General features: G+C 72.4%; 12 protein-coding genes and 1 pseudogene. 10 read left to right on the top strand and 3 right to left on the bottom strand.

Annotated features, from left to right (window positions below; translation table 11 throughout):
• Positions 1-126 precede the first annotated feature (126 nt).
• The 5 genes and pseudogenes from egtA to ABUW04_RS01335 all read left to right on the top strand — a co-directional run bounded on the left by egtA (position 127) and on the right by ABUW04_RS01335 (position 5,446).
• Positions 127-1,377, top strand: coding sequence for an ergothioneine biosynthesis glutamate--cysteine ligase EgtA (gene egtA / locus ABUW04_RS01355; protein ID WP_380561831.1), 1,251 nt, complete (start codon positions 127-129; stop codon positions 1,375-1,377).
• Positions 1,374-2,783, top strand: coding sequence for an ergothioneine biosynthesis protein EgtB (gene egtB / locus ABUW04_RS01350; protein WP_380561829.1), 1,410 nt, complete (start codon positions 1,374-1,376; stop codon positions 2,781-2,783). The genes egtA and egtB overlap by 4 nt, the downstream gene beginning before the upstream one ends.
• A pseudogene (gene egtC, locus ABUW04_RS01345) lies at positions 2,783-3,472 on the top strand (ergothioneine biosynthesis protein EgtC); the annotation flags it as partial. The gene egtB and the pseudogene egtC, both read left to right, overlap by 1 nt.
• Before the next feature lie 117 nt (positions 3,473-3,589).
• Positions 3,590-4,567 (top strand): L-histidine N(alpha)-methyltransferase, encoded by a 978-nt coding sequence (gene egtD, locus ABUW04_RS01340; protein WP_030262561.1) that lies wholly within the window; start codon positions 3,590-3,592, stop codon positions 4,565-4,567.
• Positions 4,568-4,666: 99 nt separating this feature from the next.
• Positions 4,667-5,446 carry a DUF4389 domain-containing protein gene (locus ABUW04_RS01335; protein ID WP_380561827.1) on the top strand — a complete coding sequence of 260 codons (780 nt, stop codon included), beginning with the start codon at positions 4,667-4,669 and terminating at the stop codon, positions 5,444-5,446.
• A 10-nt stretch (positions 5,447-5,456) separates the two neighbouring features.
• Here ABUW04_RS01335 and ABUW04_RS01330 read toward each other — a convergent pair whose 3' ends face one another.
• Positions 5,457-6,236 carry an SDR family NAD(P)-dependent oxidoreductase gene (locus ABUW04_RS01330; RefSeq protein ID WP_030262554.1) on the bottom strand — a complete coding sequence of 260 codons (780 nt, stop codon included), beginning with the start codon at positions 6,234-6,236 and terminating at the stop codon, positions 5,457-5,459.
• A 159-nt stretch (positions 6,237-6,395) separates the two neighbouring features.
• Between ABUW04_RS01330 and ABUW04_RS01325 the strand changes: the two genes are divergently transcribed.
• The 4 genes from ABUW04_RS01325 (at position 6,396) to ABUW04_RS01310 (ending at position 9,479) form a co-directional block, all read left to right on the top strand.
• Positions 6,396-6,764, top strand: a complete 369-nt coding sequence (locus ABUW04_RS01325; protein WP_380561825.1) for a hypothetical protein — start codon at positions 6,396-6,398, stop codon at positions 6,762-6,764.
• 157 nt (positions 6,765-6,921) lie between these two features.
• On the top strand, positions 6,922-7,485 hold the full coding sequence (locus tag ABUW04_RS01320; protein WP_380561823.1) for a TIGR03086 family metal-binding protein: 564 nt from the start codon (positions 6,922-6,924) through the stop codon (positions 7,483-7,485).
• Between the two features lie 6 nt (positions 7,486-7,491).
• Positions 7,492-8,541 (top strand): sigma-70 family RNA polymerase sigma factor, encoded by a 1,050-nt coding sequence (locus tag ABUW04_RS01315; protein WP_380563407.1) that lies wholly within the window; start codon positions 7,492-7,494, stop codon positions 8,539-8,541.
• A gap of 89 nt (positions 8,542-8,630) precedes the next feature.
• Entirely contained in the window at positions 8,631-9,479 is an 849-nt protein-coding gene (locus ABUW04_RS01310) for an LLM class F420-dependent oxidoreductase (RefSeq protein ID WP_380561821.1), read from the top strand.
• Between the two features lie 20 nt (positions 9,480-9,499).
• On the opposite strand, the gene ABUW04_RS01305 is transcribed toward ABUW04_RS01310, so the two are convergent.
• The gene (locus ABUW04_RS01305) at positions 9,500-9,874 is read right to left on the bottom strand and encodes a hypothetical protein (protein ID WP_380561819.1); all 375 of its coding nucleotides are present in this window, start codon (positions 9,872-9,874) and stop codon (positions 9,500-9,502) included.
• A 69-nt stretch (positions 9,875-9,943) separates the two neighbouring features.
• The gene (locus ABUW04_RS01300; protein ID WP_380561817.1) at positions 9,944-13,552 is read right to left on the bottom strand and encodes a bifunctional glycosyltransferase/CDP-glycerol:glycerophosphate glycerophosphotransferase; all 3,609 of its coding nucleotides are present in this window, start codon (positions 13,550-13,552) and stop codon (positions 9,944-9,946) included.
• A 502-nt stretch (positions 13,553-14,054) separates the two neighbouring features.
• On the opposite strand from ABUW04_RS01300, the gene ABUW04_RS01295 reads away from it, so the two are divergent.
• Positions 14,055-14,765 carry a class F sortase gene (locus ABUW04_RS01295; RefSeq protein WP_380561815.1) on the top strand — a complete coding sequence of 237 codons (711 nt, stop codon included), beginning with the start codon at positions 14,055-14,057 and terminating at the stop codon, positions 14,763-14,765.
• The last annotated feature ends 71 nt before the right edge of the window (positions 14,766-14,836 follow it).

Raw genomic sequence — 14,836 nt, 5'->3', positions numbered from 1 at the left:
CCGGGAAACAGGTCCCGGGAGTCACCGGAGCGGTTCCGTATCGGCCATTCCCACCGCGAGCAGGCCCCCCAGGCGTACCGGGTCCGGCCCGGGGGTAGGGCGAGCGAGGACGAGAGGAGCGGAGTCATGGGACACCGCCTGGTGGAGAGCGAAGCCCGCGAGCACGTCTACGGGGTCTGTTTCAAGACCGGCCCGCCCAGGCGCACCGGCCTGGAGCTGGAATGGCTGGTGCACGACGGCGCGGACGGCCGGCGACCGGTCCGCCCGGAACGGTTGGAGGCGGCCCTGGCGCCGCTGGCGCAGCCGGGTGCGCTGCCGCACGGCAGCAGGCTCACCCGCGAGCCCGGAGGGCAGGTCGAGCTCAGCTCCCTCCCCGCCACCACCCTGGCCGCCTGCGTGCGGGCGCTGCGCACCGACGCCGAGGTCCTGGCCGCAGCCCTGGCCGCCGAGGGACTGGTCCTCGCCGGTGACGGCCTGGAACCGCACCTGGACCCGCCCCGGATCGCCCAGCACCCCCGGTACCGGGCCATGGAGGCCTACCTGGACCGGGTCGGACCCTCCGGCCGGATGATGATGCGCGCCACGGCCGCGGTGCAGGTCAATCTGGACGCCGGCGACGACACCGGCGGCCCCTCCGGATACCGCTTCCGCTGGGAACTGGTGCACCGGCTCGGCCCGGTGCTGGTCGCCGCCTTCGCCAACTCCCCGCTGTGGCGCGGACGGCCGACCGGCTGGCGGTCCACCCGGCGAGCCGTGTGGGAGCGGATGGACCCGCCCCGCACCGCACCGGTCACCCACAGCGAGGACGACGGCGACCCCCGGGCCGCCTGGGCCGACTACGCCCTGGACGCCCCGCTGCTGTGCCTGCGGCGCCCGGAACCCGACGACTGGAACGCCCCGCCCGGGCTGACCTTCCGCGACTGGACCCGCGGCGCGGACGGCGAGCGGCCGCCCGCCCTGGACGACCTCGACTACCACCTGACCACGCTGTTCCCGCCGGTGCGCCCGCGCGGCTGGCTGGAACTGCGCATGATCGACACCCAGCGCGGCGACGACTGGACGGTGGCCGCCGCCCTCGCCGCGACCCTGATCGACGACCCGGTGGCGGCCGCTGCCGCCTGGGAGGCCACCGAGCCGCTGTGCCCCAACGGCGCGGCGGTGCCCTCGGCGGAGCAGTGGAGCCTGGCCGCCCGGCTCGGACCGGCCGACCCGGTGATCGGCAAGGCCGTACGGGCCTGCTTCGGCGCGGCGGACGCCGCGATGGCCGACTCCGGGGTCCCCGCCGACCTGCGCGCCACGGTGACGCGGTTCGCCCAGCGCTACGCCGAGCGGGGCCGATGTCCCGCAGACGACCTCCTGGAAGGGATCCGCGGATGAACCAGCACGACACCTCCGACCAGCGAGCGTCCGACCAGCGAGCGTCCGACCAGCGAGCGTCCGGCCAGGCGGAGTCCGACCTGCGGGCCCGGATCGCGGCCACCCTGGAGACCGCGCGCCGCCGCACCCTGGGCCTGACCGACTGCCTGGACGAGGACGGCCTCAAGGCCCAGCACTCCCCGCTGATGTCGCCGCTGGTCTGGGACCTGGCCCACATCGGCAACCAGGAGGAGCTGTGGCTGGTGCGCGACGCCGGCGGCCGGCCCGCGATCCGCCCGGACCTGGACCCGCTCTACGACGCCTTCCAGCACCCGCGCGCCGACCGGCCCGCACTGCCGCTGCTCGCCCCCGAGCCCGCCCGCGCCTACCTGCGCCAGGTCCGCGCACAGGCCCTGGACGTCCTCGACGGCGCGGACCTCGATCCGGACGGGCCCCCGCTGCTGGCCGGCGGCTTCGTCTTCGGCATGATCGCCCAGCACGAGCAGCAGCACGACGAGACCATGCTCGCCACCCACCAGCTGCGCCAGGGCCCCGCCGTCCTGGACGCCCCCGCACCCCCTCCCGCCCCCGCCGACGCGGCCGCCCTGCCCGCCGAGGTCCTGATCCCGGCCGGTCCCTTCACCATGGGGACCAGCACCGAACCCTGGGCCCTGGACAACGAGCGCCCGGCGCACACCGTCGACCTGCCCGGCTACTGGCTGGACAGCGCGCCCGTCACCAACGCCGCCTACCAGGAGTTCATCGCCGACGGCGGCTACACCGACCCGCGCTGGTGGACCCCGGCCGGACTGCGCCACCGGGAGCAGGCCGGACTGACCGCACCGCTGTTCTGGCAGCGCGACGGCGACACCTGGCTGCGCCGCCGCTTCGGCCGCACCGAGCCGGTCCCCGCCGACGAGCCGGTGGTCCACGTCTGCTGGTACGAGGCCGACGCCTACGCCCGCTGGGCCGGGCGCCGACTGCCCACCGAGGCCGAGTGGGAGAAGGCGGCGCGGCTGGACCCGGCCACCGGCCGCTCCCGGCGCTACCCCTGGGGCGACCAGGACCCCACCGCCGACCACGCCAACCTCGGCCAGCGCCACCTGCAACCGGCCCCCGCCGGAAGCTACCCGCGCGGCAGCGCCCCCAGCGGCGCCCGGCAGCTGATCGGGGACGTCTGGGAGTGGACCGCCAGCGACTTCGAGCCCTACCCGGGCTTCACCGCCTTCCCCTACAAGGAGTACTCCGAGGTCTTCTTCGGCCCGGACTACAAGGTGCTGCGCGGCGGCTCGTTCGCGGTGGACCCGGTGGCCTGCCGGGGCACCTTCCGCAACTGGGACTACCCGATCCGGCGGCAGATCTTCTCCGGCTTCCGCACCGCCCGCGACGCCGACGCCCCGCACACCGACGCCGTGGAGCTGGGCTGATGTGCCGTCACCTGGCTTACCTGGGCGCCCGGACGGCGCTGGCCACGGTCCTGCTGGAGCCCGAGCACAGCCTGTACCGGCAGTCCTGGGCGCCACGGCTGCAACGGCACGGCACCGTCAACGCCGACGGCTACGGCATCGGCTGGTACCCGGGCCCGGGCGACCCGGGCGCCAGCGGGGAGGACGAGTGCTTCCGGCACCGGCGCGCGGTGCCGATCTGGGCCGACGCCAACCTGCCGGACCTGGCCCGCGCCGTCCGCAGCCACTGCTTCCTCGCCGCCGTCCGCTCGGCCACCGCCGGAACCACCCAGGACGAGTCCGCAGCGGCCCCCTTCCGTGAGGGCCGCTGGCTGTTCAGCCACAACGGCGCGGTCCCCGACTGGACCAGGCTGCCCACCGCCGGCACCGGCCTGGACAGCGCCGACCTGCTGTCCCTGGAGGCCCGCAGCGACTCGGCGCTGCTGTGGGCGATGGCGGCGCGACGGCTGCGCCAGGGCGAGCCCCCGGGACTGGCCCTGGCCGGCCTGGTCCGCCGGGTCGCCCAGGCCCGTCCGCAGGCCCGGCTGAACCTGCTGCTCACCGACGGCCGCACCGTCGCGGCCACCCGCTGGGGCGACACGCTCTGGTACCGGCGGACCGACGACCACGTCCTGGTCGCCTCCGAACCCCACGACGACCACTCCGGATGGAAGGAAGTCCCCGACCACACCCTCCTCCTGGCCTCCCCGCACGCGGTGCGCAGCTATCCGCTGCGCCCCGTGCGGCGCCACTCGGCACAGCGCCACCCTCACAGCAAGGACAAGCCCGTGAACGACCGCTTCAGCATCGAACAGCGACTGCCCTCGGACTACTTCGCCAGCACCCTGCGCGCCGACGCGCGGCAGGGCCTGTCCGCACAGCCGAAGACGCTTCCGCCGAAGTGGTTCTACGACGAGCCCGGCAGCAAGCTCTTCGAGCAGATAACCGAGCTGCCCGAGTACTACCCCACCCGGGCCGAGCAGGAGATCCTGGCCCAGCGGGCCCCCGAGATCGCCGCCACCACCCGGGCCGGCTCGCTGGTCGAACTGGGCTCGGGCTCCTCGCGCAAGACCCGGCTGCTGCTGGACGCGCTGACCGCGCAGGGCACCCTGCAGCGCTACACCCCGCTGGACGTCAGCGCCTCCGCCCTGCTGGAGGCGGGCGAGGCGCTGTGCCGGGACTACCCGGCGCTGCGGGTCACCGCGGCCGTCACCGACTTCGAACACGACCTGGCCCTGCACGACGAACCCGGACCGCGGCTGCTCGCCTTCCTCGGCAGCACCATCGGCAACCTCGACCCGGCCCAGCGCACCGACTTCTACGCACTGCTGCGCCGCGCCCTCAGCGCCGACGACGTGCTGCTGCTCGGAGCGGACCTGGTGAAGGACCCGGCGGTGCTGGTGGCCGCCTACGACGACAGCCAGGGCGTCACCGAGGCGTTCGACAAGAACGTGCTGCAGGTGCTTAACCGGGAACTGGACGCCGACTTCGACCCGGACGCCTTCGAGCACCGCGCGGTGTGGAACGCCGACGCGGAGCGGATCGAGATGCACCTGGTCTCCCGCAGCGAACAGCGCGTCAAGATCCCGGCGGTGGACCTGTCGGTGACCTTCGCGGCAGGGGAGAGCCTGCGCACCGAGATCTCGACCAAGTTCCGCCGGGAGACCCTCACCGCGGAACTGGCCGCCGCGGGCTTCACGGTCCGCCGCTGGTGGACCGACCGGGCCGCACGCTTCGCCCTGCTGCTGGCCGTTCCCAGCAGATGAGCGGTGCCTGTGGGCCGAACGGGCCCCGCCGCGGGTGCGCGGGGCCCGACCGGGGGACGCTGGTGTGACGGATTCCCGGCGAGGACCAAGGAGCGGGCCATGGCTGACTACGGCTGGGCGGGACCCCCGGTCCCCGGGGTGTCCGGCGAGGTCCTGCCGGAGCTGGACCTCCCCGGCCCGGGCCGGCAGCGCCGCTGGACCGTGCTGCTGCGTTTGCTGCTGCTGGTCCCGCAGTACGTGGTGCTGTTCCTCCTCGGCATCGCCGGCTTCGTCGCGATGGTGGTCGGCTGGTTCGCGGCCTTGCTGCTGGGTCGGCTGCCCCAGCCGATCGCCGCGTTCCTGTCCGGCTTCCTGGTCTACCAGACCCGGGTGTACGCGTACGGCATGCTGCTGGTGGACCGCTATCCGCCGTTCGCCTTCACCGCCCCGGAGCACCCGGTCCAGGTCGAGCTGCATCCGGGCGAGCTGAACCGGCTGGCGGTGCTGTTCCGGATCGTCCTGCTCATCCCCGGCGCCATCGTGAGCGGCCTGGTCACCTCCGGCTTCTACGCCGTCAGCATCCTGATCTGGCTGGTGACCCTGGTCCTGGGCCGGATGCCGGAGCCGGTCTTCGGCGCCACCGCGGCCACCGCGCGCTACGCCATGCGTTTCAGCGCCTATGTCACCATGCTCACCGCGGCCTATCCCAAGGGCCTGTTCGGGGACGACTCCCGGCTGATGCCGCAGTCCCGCTCGGCCACCCGGCCGCTGCTGCTGTCCGGCGGCGCCAAGCTGCTGGTGGCGGTGTTCCTGGTGCTCGGACTGGTCTCCGGGGCCTTCTCCGGGACCGGGACCAGCAGTGGGAACGACTCCGGCACGGTGAACGCGTCGGCGGGGTAGCGCCACCGGCTCAGTGCACCGACAGCCCGCCGTCCACGAAGACCGACTGGCCGGTGACATAGGCCGAGGCGCGGCTCGCCAGGAACACCGCCGCGCCCTCGAAGTCCTCGGCCAGACCGTTGCGCCCGGTCATGGTGCGGGCGGCCAGGGCCGCGACCTTCTCCGGATCGTCGGCCAGCCGTGCGTTCAGCGGGGTCATCACGAACCCCGGCACCAGGGTGTTGCAGGTGACCCCGGACGGCGACCAGGCCTCGGCCTGGGATCGGGCCAGCGACTCCAGGCCGCCCTTGGAGACGCCGTAGGCGCCGCTCTGCACGAAGGCCCGATGGGCCTGCTGCGAGGTGACGTGGATGATCCGGCCGAAGCCGCGCCGGGCCATCCCGGGCCCGAACCGCTGACCCAGCAGGAACGGCGCCTCCAGGTTCACCGCCATCGTGGTGGCCCACACGTCCTCGCCGAGCTCGTCCATCGGCGGGCGCAGGTTGACCCCGGCGCAGTTGACCAGGATGTCGGGCTCCCCGAACGCCCGGACCGCCTCCTCGGCCGCCGACCGCACGCCCTCGCGGGTGCCCAGGTCGGCACTGACCCAGGCCGCACGGCAGCCGTCCGCCACCAGTTCCTCGACGGTGGCCGCCAGCGCGGCCTCCCCGCGCGCGACGACCACCACGGACGCGCCGGCCCGCGCCAGCGCACCGGCCACGGCCCGGCCGATGCCGGAACTGCCACCGGTCACCAGGGCGGTGCTGCCCTCCAGCGAGAACAGCCGGGAGAGATAGTTCTGCGTGATCATGCCTGCACCCTAGAGGACCCGCTCGGAGGCAGGGGTTCCCGGCCCCCGTCCCGGGGCCGTCGACGGGCCGTCACCCGGGGCTGTGACCAGGCCGGATTGTCAGTGCCTCGCGCGACAATGGAGAGCGAAGAAGCCGCTTCAGCCATCACGGAGGCCACGTTGAAGACCGACATCGGCACCGCCCGTCACTTCCTGCCGCCCAACACCCCCAGCGAGGTGTGCCACGCGTTCAACCGGTCCGCGCTGACGGCAACCATAGCCGCCAGGGCCGTCGCCCTGGGCCTGACCGCGGACCTGTCGGACATCCAGATGGCCGGACTCGCGCAGCTGGTCCGGGACACCAAGCGGTCCCGCCCGCTGTCCGCGGAGACCAGGGCGGCGGTCCGGGCCGCGCTGCGCCCGGCGCTCAGCGCCCAGGACGACCCGGACCAGGTCGCCGCGGCGGTCTTCAGCTCCCTGCCGGGGACACCGCTGCGGGTACGTGACACCGGGGGCCGCGAGTACTTCCTGGTCGCGGTCCCGGCCTGAGATCAGGGGCCTCCGCCCGGGGCAGGCGGAGGCCCCTGCGGCCCGCGGTCCGGCCGGCAGCAGACGTCGTCACCGGAACCCGATTCCTTTGCCGGTCGCGGCGAGTCTCCATAGATGTGGACGGAACCCACCAGCCACAACCGACGGAGGCGACCCCATGAACCCTGACACCCACCGACTCGACCGGGCCTTTGCCAGCACCCGATCCGTGCTGGCCCAGATCCGCCCCGATCAGCTGGGCGACCCGACGCCATGCAGTTCATGGGACGTCCGCGCCGTGATCAACCATGTCATCGGCTCGGCCCACTGGGCGACGGCGTCCGTCGGCCTCGGGGTCGAGAGCGCCGACCTGGACTTCGCCGCCGGCGACTTCCTGGCGAGCTACGACGAGTGCGCCCGGGCCGCACTCGCCGCCTTCGGGACCGACGGAGTCCTCGACCTGACGGTACGTCTTGCGTTCGGCGAGTTCTCCGGCGCCGAGGTGCTGGGCATGGCCGAAACGGACCAGTTCACGCACGGATGGGACCTGGCCCGGGCGATCGGGCTGCCCACCGACCTGGATCCGGGACTCGCGGAGGAACTGCTCGCCACGACCCAGAAGACGATCACCGAGGCTTATCGTGGACCGGACGGCGCAGCCCCGTTCGGACCCGAGCGGACCGCTCCCGCCGATGCCGTCCCGGCCGACCGGCTGGCGGCGTTCCTGGGCCGCACGGTGTGAGGCCGGATCGCTGTTCGACCGTGGGACGCTGATGACCCATCGGATGCTGCTGAGAAGGGAGCCGCATTGCCGGGCGATGCGACATTCGTCAGGGAGACGGAGCCGTTCCGGCGCGAGCTGCTGGCGCACTGCTACCGCCTGCTCGGGTCGGTCCAGGACGCCGAGGACCTGGTGCAGGAGACCTACGTCCGTGCCTGGCGCGGCTATCCCGCGTTCGAGCACCGGTCCTCGGTGCGCACCTGGCTCTACCGCATCGCCACCAACGCCTGCCTGACGGCGTTGGAGCACCACAGCCGGCGGGTCCTGCCGTCCGGCCTCGGAGCTGCGGAGCCCGATCCGGACACCGTCCCGCAGCCGGGGGAGCCGGGGACCGCATGGCTGCAGCCGCTTCCCGACGGGCTGGTGGCGCCCGGTCCCGACGATCCCGAGAGCATCGTCATCGAGCGGGAGTCGCTACGGCTGGCACTGGTCGCCAGCTGGCAGTACCTGCCCGGCAGGCAGCGGGCGGTGCTGATCCTGCGGGACGTGCTGGCCTTCCCCGCGGCCGAGGTCGCCGAGATGCTCGGCACCACCACCGAGGCGGTCAAGAGCACGCTGCAACGCGCACGGGCCCGGCTGCGGCAGTCGGACGTGGCGGCCGAGTCGGTCGCCGAGGTCGCCGAACCGGCGGCCCGTGCGCTGCTCGACCAGTACATCGCGGCATTCGAGAATGCCGACACCCTGCTGCTGGAGAAGCTCCTCTGCCAGGAGGCCACGCTGGAGGCGACGCCGTTGCGGACCTGGTTCGCCGGACGCAGCACCTGCGTGCCCTTCCTCAGCAGGCAGATCCTGGGTGTCCCCGGCGACTGGCGGATGCTCCCGACCAGCGCCAACGGGCAGCCCGCCGCCGTCGGTTACCGCCGCGACGGGGACGGGGTGCAGCACCGGGCCTACGGAGTCGCGGTGCTCACGGTCCGAGCCGACGGCATCATCGGGGTGGTCTCCTTCGGGGATCCGGCGCTGGTCCCGGCCTTCGGCTTTCCGACGGACCTGGGGGAGTCCACCCGTACGACGTAAAGAGTCGCTCCACGGGAACAGGGACCGTGCGGGCAGCGGTTGTCGCCAGAAGCCGGACACCGGATCGGAACAGGCGACAGGAGCGGGACATGAGCACAGCGGCAGGCGTGGCACGGGGCACGGTCGGCGTGTGGCGGCACGCCAACGGGCTGACGCCGGAACGGGCCGTCGAGCTGGAACGCCTGGGCTACGGGCGCATCTGGATCGGTGGATCGCCCGACGGCAGCCTCGACTCGGCCGAACAGCTGCTGGACGCGACCACAACCATCGGCCTGGCCACCGGGATCGTCAACATCTGGCAGGACGACGCCCACAAGGTCGCCGCCTCCTTCCGGCGGCTGGAGGAGCGCCACCCCGGACGGTTCCTGCTCGGAATCGGCGCCGGCCACCGTGAGCACACCGACCGCTACACCCAGCCCTACGAGGCACTGGTCGCCTACCTGGACGAACTGGACGCCGAAGGGGTCCCGCAGGACCGACGGGTGCTGGCCGCGCTCGGCCCGCGGGTGCTGAAGCTGGCCGCGGACCGGGCCGGGGGCGCGCACCCCTACCTGGTCACCCCGGGACACACCCGGCAGGCACGGGAGATCATGGGCAAGGACGCACTGCTCGCCCCCGAGCAGAAGGTGGTGCTGGATTCTGACCCGGAGCGGGCCCGGGCGATCGGCCGCCCCCGGGTCGAGTCCCCCTACCTGCACCTGGTCAACTACACCGCGAGCCTGCGCCGCCTCGGCTGGAGCGACGCCGACCTGGCCGACGGCGGCAGCGACGCGCTGATCGACGCACTGGCCGTGCACGGCACCCCCGAGCAGGTGGCCCAGGGACTGCGCGCGCACCTGGACGCGGGCGCCGACGAGGTCGCCGTGCAACTGCTGACCGCGGAGGGGGAGTCGCCCGACCCCGGATTCCGGGACCTGGCCCAGGCACTCTGGGGCTGACGGCGCAGCGGTCGATGATTTCAGGGCCGCTGCTCGCCGTGCAGCCGCAGCGCCGGCGGTGCGGGCAGTCGCTGTTGCAGCTTCAGCAGCGCGGCGGCCTGGGTGACCCGCAGCCGCTGAACGCTCTCGCGGTAGCCGTCGTCGATCGCCTGGGCGTGCCCGAGCCACTTCGCCTCGATGGCGGCGAGGCCGTCCGCATGGACGGCCTCCAGCCGGCTGATCGTCTGCTGGAACAGCTCCCGCTCCTCGGCCGAGACCCGGCGCTCCTGCGCCGACACGGCCAGGGCCTGCTCCACCAGCGTCCGGTAGGCCCGCAGCCGGCGCCGGTGCAGCAGTGAGAACACCGGCCACTGCGACAGCGACAGCGCCAAGACCGCCATGACGACGACATCCATGCCGCCTCCCCTCCGGAGCAGGACACCAGCGTCCCACCCCGGAGGCGGATCCAGGTATCAGCCCTTGTCCTAGCCCTGGTCTTCCAGGAGGGCGTCGATGACGCGGGTGGTGGCTTTGCCGTCGTCCCAGGGGCTGTAGGCCTGTTGGTAGGCGGTGTAGGCCTCTTGGTGGGGTTGGGTGGCGGCGTGGATGTCCTGGAGGGCGTGGATGAGTTCGGTGGAGGTGCGCAGGATGGGGCCGGGGGCCTGGTTCTGGTAGTCGAAGCTGAAGCCGCGCAGGTTGTCGCGGTAGTGCTCCAGGTCGTAGTCGAACAGCAGGACGGGTTTGCCGGTGCCGACCCAGTCGGGCAGCAGCGCGCTGTAGTCGGTGACCAGGATGTCGGCGGCCAGGAGCAGGTCCTGGGCGTCGGGGTAGTCGGCGACGTCCCACAGGTAGCCGTCGCCGGCGCCGGGGGCGATCTGGCCCACGCGCGGGTGCGGGCGCACCAGCAGGACCTGGTCCTGGGACAGCGCCGCCTTGGCGGCGGCCAGGTCCAGTTGCAGGTTCAGGCGCAGGATGTTGTCGAACCCGAGCTGGTCCTCGCGCCAGGTCGGCGCGTACAGCACCACGGTCTTGCCCGGCGGCAGGCCCAGTTGCTCACGGACGGCCTGGGCGCGTTTGTCGCGGTCGGGGGCGTGGAGCTGGTCGGTGCGCGGCAGTCCGGTCTCCAGCACGGTGCCGGTGTAGCGCAGGGCGCGGCGCAGGACCGGGGTGCTGGGGGGGTTGGGGGAGAGCAGCAGGTTCCACTGGGCTGCGCCGTGTTCCAGGTCGTGGAGTTGGTCGGGGTCGGCGTACCAGTCGTTGTCGAAGTCGAAGCCGATGCGTTTGACGGGGGTGCCGTGCCAGGTCTGCAGGATGGTCTGGCCGGGGCGGCGGTGGACCCAGGGGGGCAGTTCGGTGTTGGTGATGATGTAGCGGGAGGTGGCGAGGGCTTGGTACCACTGGGGGCTGTGCAGGCGGATGGGGGTGGCGGTGGGGGGGATGTCGGCCTGGAGGTCGTCGACGACCCACAGGTGCTGCAGAGGGGTGCCGCGGGTGAGGAGTTCTTGGTGCAGGGCGCGGGGGGAGTCGGCGTAGGGGCCGCCGTTGTAGCTGGTGTACAGGACGGTGGGGCGCAGGGGCTGGGTGCGGGCGGCGGGGTAGGTCTCCTCGCGTAGCCGGCGTTGGTGGTAGGAGCCTGCTTCGTCGCCGGTCAGGGAGTCGGCTGCGGTCAGCAGCAGGCAGTCGTACCAGCGGCGGGCCAGGGTGACGGTCTTGCCGCGGGCGGTGACCTGGAGCGGGACGGTGGTGTGGGCGCGGGGGGCCAGGTGCAGTTTGATCTCGCCGGCGTCGGGTCCGTCGGTGGCTTCGGTGTCGAGGCGGCCGAGGAGTTCCCATTCGCCGGCGCGCAGGGGCAGTTCGCCGCTGTGGACGTCGTTGGGGTAGGCGGGCAGCAGGGCGGTGAAGGTGCCGTCGACGCTCTGGGCGGGGTGGGTCTGCGGGCGGCGGGTGTGCCGTTTGTGGCGCAGGACCAGGTCGAAGGTGTGGGTGCCGGTGACCGGGTAGCTGCCCTGGAGCTGGAACGCGGACTGGTCGGGCAGCACGGTGACCGATTCCACCACCGGCTGCACCCGCTGGTCGCAGATCTGCAGATAACCCCGCGGCGAGGCCTTGAAGAGCAGCGCCCGGTCTCCGGGCTTCACCTCCGCGCCCGCCTTCACCAGCGGGAACTGCACCGATGACGGACTGTCAGCCCCCAGGTCCAGGACGACCGGCACCACGTGGCCGTCCGCATGGACCAGGTCGGCCGACCAGTGCTCCTTGTCCCGGCCCTGGGTGCTGGGCCGGTTGCGGGAGTGCTCCAGCTGGACCCGCTCCAGGTCGGCGGGGTCGATCCGGACGGTGAAGGAGACCTGGTCGCCGGTGGCCGCGCCCAGCTCCAGGACGTAGTCCACGACGCGGGAGCTGCCGTCCTCGGTGTGCCGCAGCACGAGCACGACACCGTCCTCGATGCCCGGCTGGGCGCGCAGCGAGCCGCCGAGCTCGATCAGGTCGCCGACGGGCTCGGCCGAGGTGACCCGGGCCTTGACGGTCTCGACCCGCAGGCCCAGGTGCTGGTCGGTGATCTCGGGGATCAGCCGTACGTCCTCGCTCACCCAGAACGGCGCGGGGCTCTGGCCGGAGCCGGTCTGCCCCTCCTTGATCCGGGTCCGGCGCGGACGGCCTGCGCCGAACTGGGCCAGCGTCACCGCCCAGCTGGCGTCCTGCCATTCGCCGCGCTTCTTCAGGCGCTCCGGGTCGACGGTGACCGACCAGCCGGACCAGTCGGCGTGGTGGAACGGAAGGTTGGGGTTCTCGGCGGTCACGTCGGGACGCCGCACCGTGCGGGTGGGCAGCACCAGCGTGCGCTGGCTCTTCTTCCGGCGCAGTATCAGCGCGCGGACCGAGTCGTACCGGTGCTCGGCGCCGAGGTTCTTCTGGAAGGCGTGTCCCTCCAGCTTCAGCCGGCCGTTCTCCCAGGTGATCGCGTCCACGGTGGCGTGCAGGCCGACCGCGGCGACCAGGGTGGCCACCGCCTCGTCCAGCGGCGGACTGTCCTTCAGGACGGGGTAGTCCGCCTTGGGACGCAGCGTGCCGCGGGTCGGGATGGCCCGCGGGTACACCTCCTCGAACGCCAGCACGGCCAGCAGATCGTCCATCCGGCGCTTGGCGGTCAGCCAGTACTTGATCCGCAGGCCCTCGGGGAGTTCGGTCAGCAGGGTGGGCTCGATGTCCTCGACGATGCGGCCGACATGGTCCAGGAAGGCGGTCCGGTAGACGTCGTCGGCCTTCGCCAGCGAGCGGAAGAACATCTCCAGTTCCTCGACCAGGACGTTGAGGTCGTAGGACTGCAGATAGGTGTGGAACTCAGGGTCGGCCTGGGCCTGGGTCTTGAGGAAGTCGCGGACCATGCTGATCGAGGTGACCCGGTCGATCAGGCCCTTGGGGTCGGTGCTGTTCTGGGTGATCGACCGGGAGCCGACCTCGCGCATCCGCCACAGGTAGACCGGCTCGGCCAGGCAGTCGACCGACGTGGCGAGATAGTGCAGCGGCACGCTGACCGGGGCGTCCTCGTAGAGGATGCCGGGGTACTGCATGGCGTGCCGGTCCCAGAAGCTGCGCCGGTAGACCTTGTTCCACGCGGTGCGGTCAGTGACCAGAGAGGGGTGCTTGCTGATGTGGGTCCGCAACCGGGTCGCGCCGAACGGGGCGCGGTGCACCCAGGACGGGCTCGACCCCACGGCCCGGAAGCGGTGCACATTGCCGGCCACGAAGTCCGAGCCGGTCTGCTCCAGCGTCTCGATCATCAGCTGGTAGGCCTTGGGCGGGACGATGTCGTCGCTGTCCACGAAGGTCAGGAACTCGGCGTCGGGGTCCACGGCCGCGCTTCCGGTGTTGCGGGCCGGCCCCAGGCCCTTGTTCTCCTGCTGGACCAGGCGGAAGCGGGGGTCGCGCTGTGCGAAGGCCTCGGCGATCTCGGCGCTGGAGTCCGTGGAGCCGTCGTCCACCATGACGACCTCGAAGTCGTCGAAGGTCTGGGCGGCCAGGGACGCCAGGCACTCCTCCAGGTAGAGCTCGACGTTGTAGATCGGGACGACCACGGAGAGGCGGGGGGCCATGAGGTACGACGGGCCTTTCTGGTGCAAGGAGGACATATTTTCGCCGACAAGGCATAGCTCTTAAGCACCCAGGCCGACTCGGGCGCCCCTGCGCGAATCGGGGCCATGGGCGCACGGTCTACAAACTAGTAGACGATTGCCTGAGCGCCTTGCACGCCAGGCAAGAACTGAACATGAGCGTAGTTTGAAACATGCCTTCACACAGTTAGCTCAAAGGCAACATCGGCCCAACACTCGCTGTCCAGGACGTGTCTGGGAGCGTACCCAGAGATTTCCCAGGAACCGCGGATCCCTCGCTCACCCGTTCGGCCAGGAATCTGACGACCCGACAACTCACCTCGGGTCAGGCCGCTGGCCTGGGCATTCGCCGCTCGGGGGCGGGTCGATCCGGGGGGCCGGGCGCTCGTGCCGTCGCCCGCAGAACAGGCGCGACGGCACGCTCGGCGCTTCTGTAGAGCCTGTGGCTCAGGAAAGCAGCGACCCAGTGAAGCCTGTCAGGCCGGTGACGTCGGCAGCGCCGGCGACCCGGCCCCGCACCTCCCCGCGGCTGCGCCGGATCCTGACCGGAACCCCGGCCTCCCTCGCGCTACTGGCGGGAGCACTGCTCATCGCCCACGGGCTGCGGACGCCGACCCCGCCGCCGCAGCCCACCGCGGCCCAGGGCTTCGCGGCCGGGGACCAGGCCACCGCCGCGCCCGCCGTCTCCTCGCACCCCGCCTCCGCGGGCCCGCAGCCGCTGGCCGTGCTGGCCCCGGCGGTTCCGACCCGGGTGCGGATCCCGGCCATCGGGGTCGACGCCCCGCTCACCGCGCTCTACCTGGAGCCGGACGGGCAACTGGCCGCGCCCTCGGAGACCGACCGCAACCTGGCCGGCTGGTACCGCGCGGGCACCTCGCCCGGCAGCATCGGCACCGCGATCATCGCCGGCCATGTCGACACCCATCAGGGGCCCGCCGTCTTCTACGGACTGGGCGCGCTCAAGAAGGGGAACACCATCGAGGTCGACCGCGCCGACCACGTCGACGCCTTCTTCACCGTCGACGCCGTCGAGGCCTACGCGGCCACCGGATTCCCCGACCGCAAGGTGTACGCCCCGGCGGCCCGCCCCGAACTGCGCCTGATCACCTGCGGCGCCGGCTTCGACAAGAAGCGCCAGCAGTACCTCGGCAACGTCGTCGTCTTCGCCCACATGACCGGCAACCGTCCCGGCTGAGGCGCAGCCCCTATGCGGGGCTTTGAATCGTTTTCCGCAGAGCTGCCGACAACGCCCTGCATCCCGCTGGC

It is taken from the genome of Streptacidiphilus jeojiensis (genome assembly GCF_042510965.1).
Lineage (GTDB): Bacteria > Actinomycetota > Actinomycetes > Streptomycetales > Streptomycetaceae > Streptacidiphilus > Streptacidiphilus jeojiensis.
Note: the sequence above shows the minus strand (reverse complement) of the source record. Positions and strands in the feature narration are given on the sequence as shown.

Bases quoted from the DNA above. Each gene is read 5' to 3' on its own strand.
- egtA (WP_380561831.1), top strand. From the start codon at position 127: ATGGGACACCGCCTGGTGGAGAGCGAAGCCCGCGAGCACGTCTACGGG.
- egtB (WP_380561829.1), top strand. From the start codon at position 1,374: ATGAACCAGCACGACACCTCCGACCAGCGAGCGTCCGACCAGCGAGCG.
- ABUW04_RS01335 (WP_380561827.1), top strand. From the start codon at position 4,667: ATGGCTGACTACGGCTGGGCGGGACCCCCGGTCCCCGGGGTGTCCGGC.
- ABUW04_RS01330 (WP_030262554.1), bottom strand. From the start codon at position 6,236: ATGATCACGCAGAACTATCTCTCCCGGCTGTTCTCGCTGGAGGGCAGC.
- ABUW04_RS01320 (WP_380561823.1), top strand. From the start codon at position 6,922: ATGAACCCTGACACCCACCGACTCGACCGGGCCTTTGCCAGCACCCGA.
- ABUW04_RS01310 (WP_380561821.1), top strand. From the start codon at position 8,631: ATGAGCACAGCGGCAGGCGTGGCACGGGGCACGGTCGGCGTGTGGCGG.
- ABUW04_RS01305 (WP_380561819.1), bottom strand. From the start codon at position 9,874: ATGGATGTCGTCGTCATGGCGGTCTTGGCGCTGTCGCTGTCGCAGTGG.
- ABUW04_RS01300 (WP_380561817.1), bottom strand. From the start codon at position 13,552: ATGGCCCCCCGCCTCTCCGTGGTCGTCCCGATCTACAACGTCGAGCTC.